General features: G+C 73.5%; 11 protein-coding genes. 3 read left to right on the forward strand and 8 right to left on the reverse strand.

The window, feature by feature from the left end; genetic code table 11:
• Positions 1 to 62 precede the first annotated feature (62 nt).
• The 6 genes from EES43_RS11820 to EES43_RS11845 all read right to left on the reverse strand — a co-directional run bounded on the left by EES43_RS11820 (position 63) and on the right by EES43_RS11845 (position 7,874).
• Entirely contained in the window at positions 63 to 863 is an 801-nt protein-coding gene (locus tag EES43_RS11820) for an inositol monophosphatase family protein (RefSeq protein WP_241192388.1), read from the reverse strand.
• Positions 860 to 1,486 carry a 2'-5' RNA ligase family protein gene (locus EES43_RS11825; RefSeq protein ID WP_124268694.1) on the reverse strand — a complete coding sequence of 209 codons (627 nt, stop codon included), beginning with the start codon at positions 1,484 to 1,486 and terminating at the stop codon, positions 860 to 862. Before EES43_RS11825 ends, EES43_RS11820 begins: the two co-directional genes overlap by 4 nt.
• Complete coding sequence (locus tag EES43_RS11830) at positions 1,483 to 2,337, reverse strand: carbohydrate kinase family protein (protein ID WP_241192389.1); 855 nt, start codon at positions 2,335 to 2,337, stop codon at positions 1,483 to 1,485. Before EES43_RS11830 ends, EES43_RS11825 begins: the two co-directional genes overlap by 4 nt.
• Entirely contained in the window at positions 2,334 to 3,599 is a 1,266-nt protein-coding gene (locus tag EES43_RS11835) for a DUF4145 domain-containing protein (protein WP_124268695.1), read from the reverse strand. The genes EES43_RS11830 and EES43_RS11835 overlap by 4 nt, the downstream gene beginning before the upstream one ends.
• A 71-nt stretch (positions 3,600 to 3,670) precedes the next feature.
• On the reverse strand, positions 3,671 to 4,942 hold the full coding sequence (locus tag EES43_RS11840) for a hypothetical protein (RefSeq protein WP_124268696.1): 1,272 nt from the start codon (positions 4,940 to 4,942) through the stop codon (positions 3,671 to 3,673).
• A gap of 349 nt (positions 4,943 to 5,291) precedes the next feature.
• Positions 5,292 to 7,874 (reverse strand): bifunctional FO biosynthesis protein CofGH, encoded by a 2,583-nt coding sequence (locus tag EES43_RS11845; protein ID WP_124268697.1) that lies wholly within the window; start codon positions 7,872 to 7,874, stop codon positions 5,292 to 5,294.
• A gap of 231 nt (positions 7,875 to 8,105) precedes the next feature.
• Between EES43_RS11845 and EES43_RS11850 the strand changes: the two genes are divergently transcribed.
• Complete coding sequence (locus EES43_RS11850; RefSeq protein WP_124271926.1) at positions 8,106 to 8,789, forward strand: HAD family hydrolase; 684 nt, start codon at positions 8,106 to 8,108, stop codon at positions 8,787 to 8,789.
• Positions 8,790 to 9,185: 396 nt separating this feature from the next.
• Here EES43_RS11850 and EES43_RS11855 read toward each other — a convergent pair whose 3' ends face one another.
• Complete coding sequence (locus tag EES43_RS11855; protein WP_124268698.1) at positions 9,186 to 10,670, reverse strand: peptidoglycan D,D-transpeptidase FtsI family protein; 1,485 nt, start codon at positions 10,668 to 10,670, stop codon at positions 9,186 to 9,188.
• A 163-nt stretch (positions 10,671 to 10,833) separates the two neighbouring features.
• Entirely contained in the window at positions 10,834 to 11,679 is an 846-nt protein-coding gene (locus tag EES43_RS11860; protein ID WP_124268699.1) for an LLM class F420-dependent oxidoreductase, read from the reverse strand.
• A 283-nt stretch (positions 11,680 to 11,962) separates the two neighbouring features.
• On the opposite strand from EES43_RS11860, the gene EES43_RS11865 reads away from it, so the two are divergent.
• Positions 11,963 to 13,495, forward strand: coding sequence for a CehA/McbA family metallohydrolase (locus EES43_RS11865; RefSeq protein ID WP_124268700.1), 1,533 nt, complete (start codon positions 11,963 to 11,965; stop codon positions 13,493 to 13,495).
• 128 nt (positions 13,496 to 13,623) lie between these two features.
• Positions 13,624 to 14,079 carry an SEL1-like repeat protein gene (locus EES43_RS11870; RefSeq protein WP_124268701.1) on the forward strand — a complete coding sequence of 152 codons (456 nt, stop codon included), beginning with the start codon at positions 13,624 to 13,626 and terminating at the stop codon, positions 14,077 to 14,079.
• The last annotated feature ends 120 nt before the right edge of the window (positions 14,080 to 14,199 follow it).

The following is a 14,199-nucleotide window of genomic DNA, read 5'->3' on the forward strand; positions in this document are numbered from 1 at the left end:
GGCGCGGGGGGGGGCCGCGACGGCCGCCGGAGAAGCGACGGCCGTCGGAGGGGGAAGTCTCCTCAGCCCGCCGACGACTCCCAGAGGGCGATCAGTTCCCGGGCGAGCGGCTCGTCGCCCGCCGCCAGCACGGGCGACTCGACCGTGGCGTCCCGTCCTCCGGGGCCGAGCACCGCCCCGCCGCGCTCCCGCACGAGGGCCGTCCCCGCCGCCACGTCCCACGGCCGGGGGCCGAGGCAGACGCAGGCGTCCAGCCAGCCCTCCGCCACGCCCACCAGGTCCAGGCTCATGGAGCCCTGCAACCTGATCCGGTACGCGCTCGCGTACAGGCGGCCGATGAGGCGGGCGGTCCGGGGACGGGCGGAGCCCGTGCCCGTGAGGCCGACCACCGCCCCGGACAGCTCCCGGCCCCGGTCCCTTCCCCTCGGCGGCGACCCGCGCTCGCCACCGGTACTCCAGCCACCGGTACTCCAGCGCCGGCCGAGTGCGGGCGCGTCCACCACACCGATCACCGGTGAGCCGGCCGCCGCGAAGGCGAGCGACACGGCGTATCCGGGGGCTCCCCGGGCGAAGTTCATCGTGCCGTCGACGGGATCGAGCAGCCAGCACTCCGCGGGCAGCGCGCCCGCCGCGGCCGTCTCCTCGCCGATGACCGGGATGCCGGGCGTGCGGGCGGCCAGCACCCGGGTCATACGGCGCTCGACCTCGACGTCGGCGGCCGTGACCTCCTCGCCGGAGGGCTTGAAGCCGCGGCGCGTCCACTCCTGGCCGGCGCCCTCGGCGGTGAGCCAGCGCACCCCGGCGTCCATGGCCTCCCGGGCGGCGCGGTGCAGCGCGTCACGGGACGGGCGCGGCGGGATCACGCGGCGGCGAGCGACAGCTCGGCCAGCTTCAGCGCGTGTGCGCCGTGCTCGCCCATCACGTAGAAGCTGAGCCGGTCGAAGGTCCATTCCTCCGGCACCCGGGTGAGCTCGTGCGCGGTACGGGCGAGCTCCAGGGCGGACTGCTCGTCGGTGCGGCCGAGCGTGATGTGGGGTGCGTAGGCGTCGCCGGTGTAGCGGTAGCCGTACTGGGCGAAGCTCGCCCGCTCGGCCTCCGTGAACCTCGACGTGTCCTTCGACGTGTCGAAGGCGGCCCGGTCGAGGTGGGGGGCCAGCGCGTCCAGGACCGACTTCTGCAGCTTCTCCAGCAGAGCGGGCCTCTCGACCGACATGAACAGCCACCCGGTCGGCTGGTGGACCACGCCGACGGAGGCCAGGGACAGTTCGTCGGGCAGGCTCACCGATGCCGCGATCCGGGCGAGTTCCCGTACGGGGTCCAGGGCGTCGTCGAAGGGGCCCTGGAAGACCGTCAGGTGGGGCAGGTTGCCCTCCTCGCTCAGCACCGGGCTCAGCGGGCGCCCGACGCCGAGGCGCTGCTGGAGACGGATCGCCGAGCGCGTGTGGTCCGCGCGGGGCAGCAGGGCGACACCAAGCCACCGGGTCATGGATGAGCTCCTATCTTCGTGATCACGTGCGACGCCGCGTCGAGTCCTCTGCGCATGCACGCGGAGGGCGGCTCGCCGAACAGCCACCCGGCGACGACCCCCGCGTTGAAGGCGTCGCCGCCACCGGTCCGGTCGACGGGTTCCACGACGTCCGTCGGTTCGCGCAGCACCTCGCCGTCGGCCGGGGCCCACAGGGCGCCGTCGGCGCCCAGCGTCAGAATCACATCTCCCGACAGGAGCCGCGCGTACCGCCTCGCGGTGGCACCGGGGTCGTCGGCCGCGTCCGGGAGACGCGCCGCCTCGTCCCCGTTCATCAGGTTCAGTCCCGGTCCGCGGGCCAGCGCGGACATGTCCCGGCCGTTCCACTCGATCGAGAGGGAACGGCCCAACCGGCGGGCCAGGTCCACCACCCGCCCGAGCTGGGAGGTGGGTTCGCCCACGACGTGCACGTGGTCCACGTCCCGTACGTCGTCCTCCGTGACGGCGCGGAACGCCAGGTCCCGGTCGGCTCCGGCGAACGTCATCATGCGCTTGCCGACTCCGGAGGAGATCACGATGGCCATGCTCGTCCGCGCGGACGCGTCCACGCGCATCAGCTCCGTGTCCACGCCTCCGGCCCGCAGGTCGTCCAGGCACAGCGCGCCGAGCGCGTCGTCGCCGACCGCCGACACGAGCCGTGCCTCACAGCCCTGGCGGACGAGCCCGAGCGCGGTGTTGGCGGCCGAACCGCCGGGCAGCGCGGAGCACGCCTCGCCCCGGACCTTCTCGTGCTCGTCGGGGAACCGCTCGGCCCGGACGATGATGTCGAAGTTGGTCCCTCCGAGTACCAGCACGCGTTTGGCAGGCGTCACGGATCCCCCAGGCGGTAGCTCTCGAACAGGACGTGGCGCACCAGCCGCTCGCGGCTGTCCTGGCTGTTCTGCAACGGGAACGAGGCGTGCGCGATCAGGTCGTCGACGACGGCCTCGAATCGGTCCGGGTCCGCGCCCATGTCGTGGAAGCGCCGCATCAGCTGCCGGTACAGCTCACTGGGCGGGGTGTCCAGGGCGGACAGCCAGGCGCGGTTGGCGATGAGCACGTTGGCGGCGGCCGACCGCAGCCTCATCTGGATCGGGACGGGCAGCATCTCGGAGTTCAGCAGTTCGAAGTAGTCGTCCGAGTCACGGGCGTGCATCCGCAGGTTCTGCCCGCCGACGGCCAGGACATCCGGATTCAGGTGGAAGAGTTCCAGGCCGAGGTGGTGCGGTACGTCGAGGACGCGGATGCCCAGGTCCCGCAGGCCGGCCTCGTCCGTGGAGAAGGCGGACAGGACGTTCGCGAACATGTCGCTGTACTTCGGTACGGCGATCTCCGCGCCCGCCGGGTCCGCGAGGAACTCCTCTGCCGTCGTTCCGCCCCAGCGGCCCGCGCGGGCGGCGAGGAGGTAGAAGTTCCGGCCTCCCATCGAGTGGCCGAGACGGCCGACGGACACGGTCTGCGACTCCAGCCGGGGATCGTCCTCGATCATCCGCAGCAGCCGCTGCTCGTTGTAGATCGCCAGGTCGAGTCGTCCCGCGGCCACATCCCTGACCAGCTGGTCCGACCAGGGGAGTTGTATGGGGACGACCCGATGGTGGTGCCGGGCCAGGACGTCCTCGAAGCCGCAGCCGAGCAGCAGCGCTTTCACCACGATCAGGGTGGAGTCCGCCAGGCGCGTCGTTCCGGCGGCCCGCCGCACGGCGGCCAGCGCCTCGCGGCCCTCGTCCTCCGCGAAGGCCGAGCTGGTCCGTCCGTACCAGACGGCGAGCTGGGTCAGGGCGTTCAGGCAGGGCTGGACGTCCTCGGCGGAGATCTCCTCGTCCGTGCCGTCCAGCGCGTGGCTCCCGTAGTTGCCGTAGTTCTGGATCGTGCGGATGGCGAGCACCATCTTCTGCGGTACGAGCCCTCGGGCCGTGAGCACGGTGAGCAGGGATTCGAGTGTCGGCTTGGACCCGACCGCCTCCTGCAGGGCAATGTCCAAGAGGATCGACTCCGCTGCTCGTCGTGCCGTGCTCAGAAACACCTCGGGGTCCGATTCGGCATACCTGAGTGCCTTCTTGTACAGCCGGAGCGACTCGCCCTCGTTGGCTTTCACGTCGACCGCGTCCTGTTCGGCGATTCGTCTCTCATGGTAACAACTCGGCTTCCTCTCCTGTCAGTTCGCGATCACCCGTCGGAGGCCGTCCCGCCCCTCAGCGAGGCCAGGACCAGACGTCCGTACCGGGTGGCGAAGGCGGCGGCCGTCGCGAGCAGGGCCGCCGCGAGGGCCATCAGAAGGTGTGCGGGATCGTCGTCGCCGAGCACCTGGAGGATGCTCAGGGCCGTACCGAGAGGGAGGCCGAGGATGGTGAGCACGCCGAGGGCTCCCGCGATCTGCTGCCCGTCCTGCGTCTGGACCAGCCGCGCGTAGTCGGCGGCCTCCGACAGGATCTCCTCGAACCGTACGGGCAGCCGGTACTGCTCGTGGTAGGCGAGGAGCAGTTCGTTGGCCGGGCCGTGGGCGGTGAGGTGCTGACGCCAGTAGGTGCTGCGGAAACCGGCGATGTCGCGTTCGAGCGCGGCGACGCGGCGGGCGAGCCCGGGGCCGTCGAAGATCCCGGAGAGACCGTCGGTCAGTTCGTCGATGTGATCGCGCTGCGCGATGCCGAGGAGCAGGGCGTCCAGGTAGACGGACCGGACGTGGAGGGAGGCGAAGTCGTAGAAGTCGCCGTCGCCCTCGTCGGGGCGGTGTCCGACGAACGCGGCTCCGTGCCGCAGGACGAGCGCGCTCCAGTCGGCGGAGATGCGCACGGCGCACTCGGTCTGGCCCGGTAACTGCTCCACGGGGGTGGGGAAGTCCGACTCGTTCGAACGGGAGGCCATGGCCCAGAGGCACCGGTCGGCGGTAGGCGGAAGCACGCCCTGGGAGCGGAGGATCGCCGTGTCGGCCTCGCCGGGCGTCAGGAACGCCACGGTGTAGGGATGGGGCACGGCGAACGGCGCCCCGGTGCCGGCCGGCGTGGCGACGCCGGCGAGCAGGACGTCGGGGGCCAGCGGCCCGGCGAGCGGATCGGGATCCGCTCCGGCGCGGTGCCCGAGCGCGCGCAGTACGTCCAGTAGCTCCGTGGTCACGACGGAGCAGTGCAGGACGGCCAGCGCGTGCCGGGGATGCAGGGCGGTCGGCGTCCGCAGGATCTCCATGCCCCGCAGACGCAGGGCTCCGTGCGCGACGTCGGCGAAACAGTGCCAGCGGCAGGGCCGTTCGGGCGTTCCGTACAGGGCGCGGCCGGCCGCGTGGGTGAAGTACGTACGGCGTGACGCCACGTCCGTACGACGGCCGCCCGCCTCGAAGGGAAGGGGCCCGTGGGCCCAGGACACCGGGTCGGCCGGGAGCCGCACCGGAAGGATGAGGCTGACCGCCCTCCGCACCCCCGTCACGGACCCGGCCGCCCCGGTCATCCGCGCCCCGTTCCGCCGGCGCCGCGTCCGTGCGTTCCGGACTCCTGGCGGTCGCGCATCGACACCCCCGTATTCGGCGCTCACCGTGTGACGCCGGACAGGTTACCGGGCGTGGCGGCTCCTGCGTCCGGCCGGTTCGGGCCGGATTCGGCGCTGTGTCGATGCCGGGCCGGGGAGCCCCGCGCGCGCCCGTCCCGGCTCGCGGAGCGGTCGCCGGTCGCCGGTCGCAGCCGAACAGGTCTTTCAGGGAGGGAAGTTCAGGGGTAGGAGGTCAGGGACGGGAGTTCAGGGAGGGGCAGGGGGCGGGAGGTCGCCTTCCGTCCGCCCTCGCCCCCGGCCTCCCCCTCCGTCAGCTCGGCAGCACCGGCAGCAGCTCCGGCAGGTGCCCGTCCGACGCGGTGGCCGCAGCCACCCGCTCCTCGGGGACCTCGCCGTACAGCGTGGTGCGCGGCCGGGCCGGGCGGCCCGCCAGGTCGGCGATGGCGACCAGGTCCTGGATGGAGCGGTACGAACCGTAACTCGACCCCGCCATACGGGAGATGGTCTCCTCCATCAGCGTGCCGCCCAGGTCGTTCGCGCCCGAGCGCAGCATCTCGGCCGCGCCCTCCGTGCCGAGCTTCACCCAGCTCGTCTGGATGTTGGTGATGTGCGGGTGGAGGAGGAGCCGCGCCATCGCGGTGACGGCCCGGTTGTCCCGGTCGGTCGGCCCCGGGCGGGCGATGCCGGCCAGGTAGACCGGGGCGTTGGTGTGGATGAAGGGCAGCGTCACGAACTCCGTGAAGCCACCGGTCTCCTGCTGGAGCCGGGCGAGCGTGCGGAAGTGGCCGAGCCAGTGGCGCGGCTGGTCGACGTGGCCGTACATCATCGTGGAGGAGGAGCGCAGCCCCACCTCGTGCGCCGTCCTGATCACCTCCAGCCAGGTGGCCGTGGGCAGCTTGCCCTTGGTGAGGACCCAGCGCACCTCGTCGTCCAGGATCTCCGCCGCCGTGCCCGGGATCGAGTCGAGCCCGGCCTCCTTGGCGGCGATCAGCCAGTCCCGGATCGACATGCCGGTGCGGGTCGCGCCGTTGACGACCTCCATGGGCGAGAAGGCGTGCACGTGCATGCCCGGCACCCGCTCCTTCACCGCCCGCGCGATGTCGAAGTACGCCGTGCCGGGCAGGTCCGGGTGGATCCCGCCCTGCATGCAGACCTCGACCGCGCCGACGTCCCACGCCTGCGCCGCCCGGTCCGCGACCTGGTCCAGCGAGAGCGTGTACGCGTCGGCGTCGGTGCGCCGCTGCGCGAAGGCGCAGAAGCGGCAGCCGGTGTAGCAGACGTTGGTGAAGTTGATGTTCCGCGTGACGACGTACGTGACGTCGTCGCCGACCATGTCCCGGCGCACCGCGTCCGCGATCCGGCACAGCTCGTCCAGCGCCGGGCCGTCCGCGTGGAGCAGCGCGAGGGCCTGGTCGTCGGTGAGCCGCGTCGGGTCGTCGGCGGCCCGGCCGAGCGCCTGGCGGACGTCGGCGTCGATGCGGGAGGGGACCATGCCGGGCGCGGCGGCCTCGCGCAGCGCCTCCCAGTCCCCGTACACCTCGTCGAAGTCGTCGCGGCGGTCGCCGGTGCGGCCCTCGGTGTCGATGGTGCGGTGCAGGTCGGTGCGGCCGGAGGCGTTGAAGCCCTCGTCCGGCTCCTGCCAGGGCAGCCCGGCAGGCCGTACTCCCTCGCGGGCGAGGCCCGTCTCCGGGTCGGCCAGGGCGCGGACGTGCGGGAGGAGGCGGGGGTCGAGCCACGGTTCGCCGCGCTGGATGAACTCGGGGTAGATGGTGAGGCGTTCGCGGAGTTCGAATCCCGCCTCGGCTGTCTTCGCGGCCAGTTCGTCGATGTGCGGCCAGGGGCGCTCGGGGTTGACGTGGTCGGGGGTGAGCGGCGAGACGCCGCCCCAGTCGTCGATGCCCGCTCCGATGAGGAGCGCGTACTCGGCGTCCACCAGGTTCGGCGGGGCCTGGATGCGCGCGGACGGGCCGAGGATGTGGCGGGCGACCGCGATGGCGGCGGCCAGCTCCTCCAGCTCGGCGTCCGGCATCCCGCGCATCGCCGTGTCCGGCTTGGCGCGGAAGTTCTGGACGATGACCTCCTGGATGCCGTGGTAGGCGCGGGCCGTCCGGCGCAGCTCGAAGAGGGCGTCGGCGCGCTCCTCGTACGACTCGCCGATGCCGATCAGGACGCCCGTGGTGAAGGGCACGTTGGAGCGGCCGGCGTCTTCGAGGACGCGCAGGCGTACGGCGGGCTCCTTGTCCGGGGAGCCGTGGTGCGGGCCTCCCGGCTCGGACCACAGCCGGGTCGCCGTCGTCTCCAGCATCATCCCCATGGAGGGCGCGACCGGCTTGAGGCGCTGGAGGTCGGTCCAGGTCATGACGCCCGGGTTGAGGTGGGGCAGCAGGCCCGTCTCCTCCAGGACCCGGATCGCCATGGCGCGGACGTACGCGAGGGTGTCGTCGTACCCCTCCGCCTCCAGCCACTCCCGCGCCTCGGGCCACCGGTCCTCGGGCCGGTCGCCGAGGGTGAACAGCGCTTCCTTGCAGCCCATGGCCGCGCCCTCGCGGGCGATGTCCAGCACCTCGTCCGGGGAGAGGAACATGCCGTGGCCCGCGCGGCGGAGCTTGCCGGGCACGGTGACGAAGGTGCAGTAGTGGCACTTGTCACGGCACAGGCGCGTCAGCGGGATGAAGACCTTGCGCGAGTACGTGATGACGCCGGGCCGTCCCGCCGCCTCCAGGCCCGCGTCCCGGACCCGGGCGGCGGAGGCGGCGAGGTCCGTCAGATCGTCGCCGCGCGCCTGGAGCAGGACGGCGGCCTCGGTCGTGTCGAGGGCGACACCGTCGCGGGCACGTTTGAGCGCGCGCCGCAGGGCGTTGGAGGTGGGGCGTCCGCTCTGAGGATCGGTCATGAACCGAGCATACGAGCGACACGCGCGGCACGGACCAGGGCCTCGGCGCCGACGGGTTTCCGTTCGAACGGAAGTCCGGCCGGAGGTGCGACCGTCACGTCCCCCGTGGGCGCGACGGTCGCCTCGGCGGACGGAACGACGGTCGCGCCGGAGCGGACCGGGCGCCGTCCGGGCGACTCACCCGTGCGTATCGCCGCGACGGCGGTCGCTCCCCGTAGGGTCGGGACGGTGATGGAAACGATCGTCCTCGGCATCGGCGAAACACTCGTACGCGACGACCGCCACTGGGCGTCCTGGGCCGACTGGCTCGGCGTACCGGCGCACACGCTCAGCGCGCTGGTCGGGGCCGCGGTGTCGCAGGGGCGCGACGCCTCGGACGCGCTGCGCGTGCTGCGGCCCGGCATGGACGTCGAGGAGGCGCGCCTGGCCCGTGCCGCCGCGGGGCGGGGCGAACACCTCGACGAGTCGGACCTCTACCCGGACGTGCGGCCCGCGCTGGCCGAACTGCGCGCGGCGGGCGTCCGGGTCGTCGTCGCCGGGAACGGCACGGTGCGGGCCGGTGAGCTGCTGCGGGGCCTGGACCTGCCCGCGGATCTGGTGGTCGCCTCGGACGAGTGGGGCGTGCGGAAGCCGGACCCGGCGTTCTTCGCGCGGGTGGCCGAGGTGGCGGAGGCGGAACCGGGGGCCACGGTGTACGTCGGCGACCATCCGGCCGACGACCTGTTCCCGGCCGCGGCGGCGGGGCTGCGGACCGCGCATCTGCGGCGGGGGCCGTACGGGCACTGGTGGGCGGAGCATCCGGACGTGGTGGCGACGGCGGACTTCCGGGTGGGGGCGCTGACGGAGCTGGTACGGCTGACGGACGCCGAGGACGAATCGCCCCGGCGGAAGGCGACGCTCAGGGCCGTGCGGTGAGCCGCCGCCGGGCCCGGTGACGCCGGGCGGCACGGTGACGCCGGCCCGGTGACGCCGGCAGCGGAGAGCCGGTGGAGCTGTCCCGGTGGGTGTCCGGTGGGGCTGTCCCCGTAGGTGCCCGGTGCGGCTGTCCCGGCAGGTGATCGGCGTGGATGTCCGGTAGGCGTCCGGGGAAGACCTCGGGGCGGCCTCCCGCCGGATGTACCGGTGGGAGGCCGCCCCCGTGAGGTCGAGCGGCCGAGGGGTCCGGGTCAGCCGGTGACCGCCTTCGTGGCCTTGCTCGTCGCCGAACCGCCGGCGTGGCCGGTCAGCCGGGCCGTGACCTTCACGGCTCGACGGTGCGTCATGTCGATTCCGCACCGCCCGTCACACCCCGGAGGACCGCACTACGCGGTCCTAGTCCCCCAGCACCGCCTGCATCACGCTCTTCGCGATCGGCGCGCCCAGGCGTCCGCCGGAGATGTCGGAGCGGGAGATGTCCATGTCCGTCGGGTCGATGAAGACGGCGACCGCGACCGAGCGGCCGTCGTCCTTCTTGCCGTAGCTGACGAACCAGCCGTACGGCACCTCGTCGCGGACGTTCACGCCGCGCTGGGCGGTGCCCGTCTTGCCGCCGACCGTCACGCCGTCGATCAGGGCGCGCTGGGCGCTGCCCTCCTTCGCCGTGAACTCCATCATCTCCTGGACCTTCTTCGCCGTTTCGGCGGAGACGGCCTGGCTCATCTGCGCCGGTTCGTTCTTCTCCAGCGTGGACAGGTCCGGGCCGCGCAGCTCCTCGACGATGTGGGGCTGCATCAGCTTCCCGTCGTTGGCGAGCGCGGCCGTCACCATCGCCATCTGCATCGGCGTGCTGGTCAGGCTGCCCTGGCCCATGCCGGTGAGCGCGGTGCCCGGCTTGTCGAGCTGCTGCGGATAGAGGCTCTTCGTGGCGAGCATGTCGCCGAACTCCTCCGCGTACACGTCCTCGTTGAAGCCGAACTTCTCCGCCGTCTCGCGCATCCGCTTCTCGCCCAGCTTCGACGCCGCGTCCAGGAAGACGTTGTTGCAGGAGTACTGCATGGCGGTCTTCAGCGACGCCTTGTCGCACACCGCGTCGCCGGCCTCACTGCCGATCCTGTTGGTGGACAGCGGCAGCGGGTACGGCGAGACCGCGCCGGTGCGGGCGTCCACGTCCGAGATCACACCGTGCTCCAGCGCCGCCGCCGCGGTGAGGACCTTGAAGGTGGAGCCGGGCGGGTAGGTCTCGCGCAGCGGGCGGTTGGCGAGCGGCTTGCTCTTGTCGTCGAGCAGCACCTTGAAGCGGTCGCTCTCCTTGAACGAGATCCCGGCGAAGGTCTCGGGGTCGTAGGAGGGCGCCGAGGCCAGCGCGAGCACCTTGCCGGTGCGCGGGTCGAGGGCGACGACCGCGCCCCGGGCCTTCAGGTCGGTCAGCCCCTTGTACGCGGCCTTCTGCGCCTTCGCGTCGATGGTCGTGATCACGTCGCCGCCGCGCCGGGGCTGCCCGGTCAGGACGTCCTTCGCGTGCCGGAAGGCGAAGCGGTCGTCCTGTCCGCTGAGGACGCTGTCGTACGTGCGCTCCAGCAGCGAGGTGCCCTGGGCCTGGGAGGCGTAGCCGGTGACGGGGGCGTACATCGGCCCGTCCTTGAAGGTCCGGCGGAACGCGTAGTCCCTGCTGCCGGTCTCCTTCGAGCCGGTGACGGCCTTGCCCCCGACGATGATGTCGCCGCGCGGGGTGGTGAACCGCTCGAAGCGCACCCGGGCGTTCTTCTCGTGCTGGGCCAGCTCCTGGCGGTCGATGTGCTGGAGCCAGTTCGCCCGGAGCAGGAGCCCCAGCACCAGCAGCCCGCAGAAGATGGCTATGTGCCGCAACGGCCTGTTCATTCCAGCTCCTCACCCGGACGGGCGTTCGATGCATCCGCACGAATATCTCTGCGAACCGGGCCCGCGTATGCGATCCCCGCAGGGTAAGGATGCCCTGCGGCCGATTCCGGTTGCACAGCGCCCGGAATCCGGGCCGGGCCGGGCCGTTCCGCCACGTGCCGGGTCACAGGAACGCGGCGTAGGCGTCGAGGGCCCGCAGCACCTCCGGTTCGTCCGCCGAGGGCAGCTGGAGCACGACCTCCTCGATGCCCAGATCCGCGTAGTGGGCGAGCTTCCCGGGACTCGGCAGCACCGCGTACGGCACCACCTGGAGGTCCTTCGGGTCGCGTCCCGCCTCCTCCCACACCGCCCGCAGCTTCGGCACGGACTCGGTCAGGCCCCGGCCGCCGATGGGCAGCCAGCCGTCCGCGTCCCGCGCGATGTGCGCGAACAGCTTCGGGCCCGCGCCGCCGCCGATCAGGGTGCGCGGGCCGTTGACCGGGCCGCGCGGGCGCCGGACCGGCTTGGGGTGCGCCTCGCTGGCCTGCACCGACCCGAACCTTCCCGCGTACGCCGTCGGCTCGTCCGCCCACAGCGCCCGCATCAGGGCCAGCCGGTCGCTGCTCAGCTCCCGGCGGGTCGACCACTCGACGCCGTGGTCGGCGGCCTCCTCGACGTTCCAGCCGTAGCCGACGCCGAGCGTGAACCGGCCGCCGGAGAGGTGGTCCAGGGTGGCCGCCTGCTTGGCCAGGTCGATCGGGTCGTGCTGGGCGACCAGCGTGATGCCGGTGCCGAGCGCGAGCCGTTCGGTGACCGCGGCGGCCTGGCCGAGGGCGACGAACGGGTCCAGCGTGCGGCCGTACTCGCGGGGCAGGTCGCCGCCGGCCGGGTAGGGCGTGCGGCGGCTCACCGGGATGTGGGTGTGCTCGGGCACGTACAGCCCGGCGAACCCCCGTCGCTCCAGCTCGCGGGCGAGCCTGACCGGGGTCACCGTCTCGTCGGTCAGGAAGATCGTCGTGGCGATCCGCATCGAGAACACCTCCGTCGTCCGTCAGCGCGTCATGCGCGGGCACATCCTGCGCGGGCGCGTCAATGCGTACGCGCGTCAATGCGTACGCGCGTCATGCGTACGAAGGGCCAAGGTATGCCGTACGACGACGAAATCCGAGACCGTGGACCTGTGGGCTCGCGGACCCGTGGGCCGGGGGCCGTGGCCTGCGGGCCCCCTGGGCGTGTGGGCCCGTGCCGGTCACCGTGCCCGTGGCCGCGCCGCCGCCGGCCGCCGCCTTCCGCCGCCTTCGAGGGAGCCCCGCATGACGGAACCGCCCACGCCCCGCCCGCCCGGCGCGACGCTCGCCCGCCTCATCCTGCCCGCCGGGACCGCCGGAACCTCCGTGCGCGGCAGGACCGTGCGCGGCAGGCTGCCCGCCGGTTCGCCGGACTTCGTCCACCTGCCCGTGGACGTCCCGCGCGGGGTGGCCGAGTTCGCCGTCTCGTACACGTACGAGAAGCCGCCCGTCCCGCCCGGCGTCCAGGGCAACGCGCTCGACATCGGCCTCTTCGACGAACGCGGCGCGGGTCTCGGCGGGCGCGGCTTCCGCGGCTGGTCGGGCGGGGCGCGCGGCTCGTTCTTCGTCCGGGGCGACGCGGCCACCCCCGGCTACCTCCCCGGACCCGTGCGCCCCGGGACCTGGCACATCGCCCTGGCCCCCTACACCGTGGCGCCGGGCGGGCTGGCGTACGAGGTGACGGTCACCCTGCGCTTCGGTGAGGGCGCCCGCACGCCCGTTCCGGTGTACCCGCCCGAGCGGGCGCGGGGCCGGGGCCGCGCCTGGTACCGGGGCGACTGCCACGTGCACTCCGTGCACTCCGACGGGCGGCGCACCCCGGCCGAGATCGCCGCGGCGGCGCGGGCGGCCGGGCTGGACTTCGTCCACAGCAGCGAGCACAACACCACCTCCGCGCACGCCGCCTGGGAGGGGCTGTGGGGCGAGGACCTGCTGATCCTGACCGGCCAGGAGGTCACCACCCGCAACGGGCACCTGCTGGCGCTCGGCACCGACCCGGGCGTCCTCGTCGACTGGCGCTACCGGGCCCGCGACCAGCTTTTCGGCCGGTACGCGCGCCGGGTGCGCGAGGCGGGCGGCCTGGTCGTGCCCGCCCATCCGCACGCCGCGTGCCTCGGCTGCCGCTGGAAGTTCGGCTACGCGGACGCGGACGCGGTCGAGGTGTGGAACGGTCCCTGGACCCCGGACGACGAGATCGCCCTGGCTGAGTGGGACAACGCGCTGACGGCCTCCGTACGGGGCACGTCCACCGTACGGGGTACCGGCCCGGGGCCGACGGGTCCGGGGAGGCGGTGGATTCCGGCGGTGGGCGGCAGCGACGCCCACCGCGAGCCCGACCGGCTGGGGCACCCGCAGACGGTCGTGCTGGCCGACACGCTGTCGCGGCAGGCCGTCCTCGCGGGGCTGCGGGCCGGGCGCTCCTACCTCGCCGAGTCCGCCGCCGTCTCCCTCGCCCTCGGCGTGTCGGACGAGCGGGGCCGGTGCGCGGGGATCGGCGAACGGCTGCGGACGGCGGCCGACGCCCCGGTGACCGTACGGCTGGAGGTGGCGGGCGCGCCCGGCTGCACGGTGCACCTGGTCACCGACCAGGGGACGTTGCTGACCGCCCCGCTGCCCGCGACCGGGACGGGCGTGGTGGAGTGGCGGACGACTCCCGCCCACGCCGCCTATGTCCGCGCCGAGGTCCGGCACGCGCCGGTCGTCCCGGGGCTGCCGGGTGCGTGCGCGGCGCTCACCAATCCGGTCCTCCTCGGCGCGGCGGCCGGTACGCCGGACTGAGAAGGGGGAAGGGAGCCTGCAAGCGGGACGGACCGTGCGGTGGAACGGACCGTGTGGTGACACGGGCCGTGTGGTGACACGGGCCGTGTGGTGACACGGACGGCGTGGTGGAACGGAGAGGAGCTGGGATGGGGCTGGGGTACTTCCTGCTGCCCGCGGGCGGCGCGCTGAGCCTGACCGGCGTGATCACCGGGAACTCCACGCTGGTCGGCCTGAGCTGGATGATGTGGCTGGTCGGCGTCCTGCTGCTGGTGCGGAAGCGGTCCCGCCGCCCCGCGGACCCGGACGAGCTGGCGGCAGCCGCCGCGGCGGGCGACGCCCGTGCGGTACGGCGGCTGCGGTCGCTCGCCCTGACCGCGTGGGCCGAACGGCGGACGGACGCGGCGGAGCGGCTGCTGCGGCAGGCGGTGCGGGCCGGGGACGTGGAGTCGATGTGGGAGCTGGGCCGCCTGGTCCAGGAGCGCGACGGGCTCGCGGCGGCGGAGCCGTGGTTCCGGATGGCCGCGGGGCGGGGCCATGCCGTGGCCCGGCGGCTGTTCCGGGAGGGCGGCGAGCTGAACGAGGACGGGACGCGCCCGCTGTAGTCCGCGTCCGCCGGGGCGTCCGCGCCCCGGCGGACGCGGGGGCGTCCGCGCCCCGGCACCGGTCGGCGCTTCCTGTCCCGCGCCCCGCCCTCTGCTCTCCGCCCTCCGCCCTCCGCGCGG

The organism is Streptomyces sp. ADI96-02, assembly GCF_003846185.1.
Classification (GTDB): Bacteria; Actinomycetota; Actinomycetes; order Streptomycetales; family Streptomycetaceae; genus Streptomyces.

Excerpts from the sequence above, each read along its gene's own strand:
- EES43_RS11825 (WP_124268694.1), bottom strand. The coding sequence starts at position 1,486 with ATGACCCGGTGGCTTGGTGTCGCCCTGCTGCCCCGCGCGGACCACACG.
- EES43_RS11840 (WP_124268696.1), bottom strand. The coding sequence starts at position 4,942 with ATGACCGGGGCGGCCGGGTCCGTGACGGGGGTGCGGAGGGCGGTCAGC.
- EES43_RS11850 (WP_124271926.1), top strand. The coding sequence starts at position 8,106 with ATGGAAACGATCGTCCTCGGCATCGGCGAAACACTCGTACGCGACGAC.
- EES43_RS11845 (WP_124268697.1), bottom strand. The coding sequence starts at position 7,874 with ATGACCGATCCTCAGAGCGGACGCCCCACCTCCAACGCCCTGCGGCGC.
- EES43_RS11870 (WP_124268701.1), top strand. The coding sequence starts at position 13,624 with ATGGGGCTGGGGTACTTCCTGCTGCCCGCGGGCGGCGCGCTGAGCCTG.
- EES43_RS11865 (WP_124268700.1), top strand. The coding sequence starts at position 11,963 with ATGACGGAACCGCCCACGCCCCGCCCGCCCGGCGCGACGCTCGCCCGC.
- EES43_RS11860 (WP_124268699.1), bottom strand. The coding sequence starts at position 11,679 with ATGCGGATCGCCACGACGATCTTCCTGACCGACGAGACGGTGACCCCG.
- EES43_RS11855 (WP_124268698.1), bottom strand. The coding sequence starts at position 10,670 with ATGAACAGGCCGTTGCGGCACATAGCCATCTTCTGCGGGCTGCTGGTG.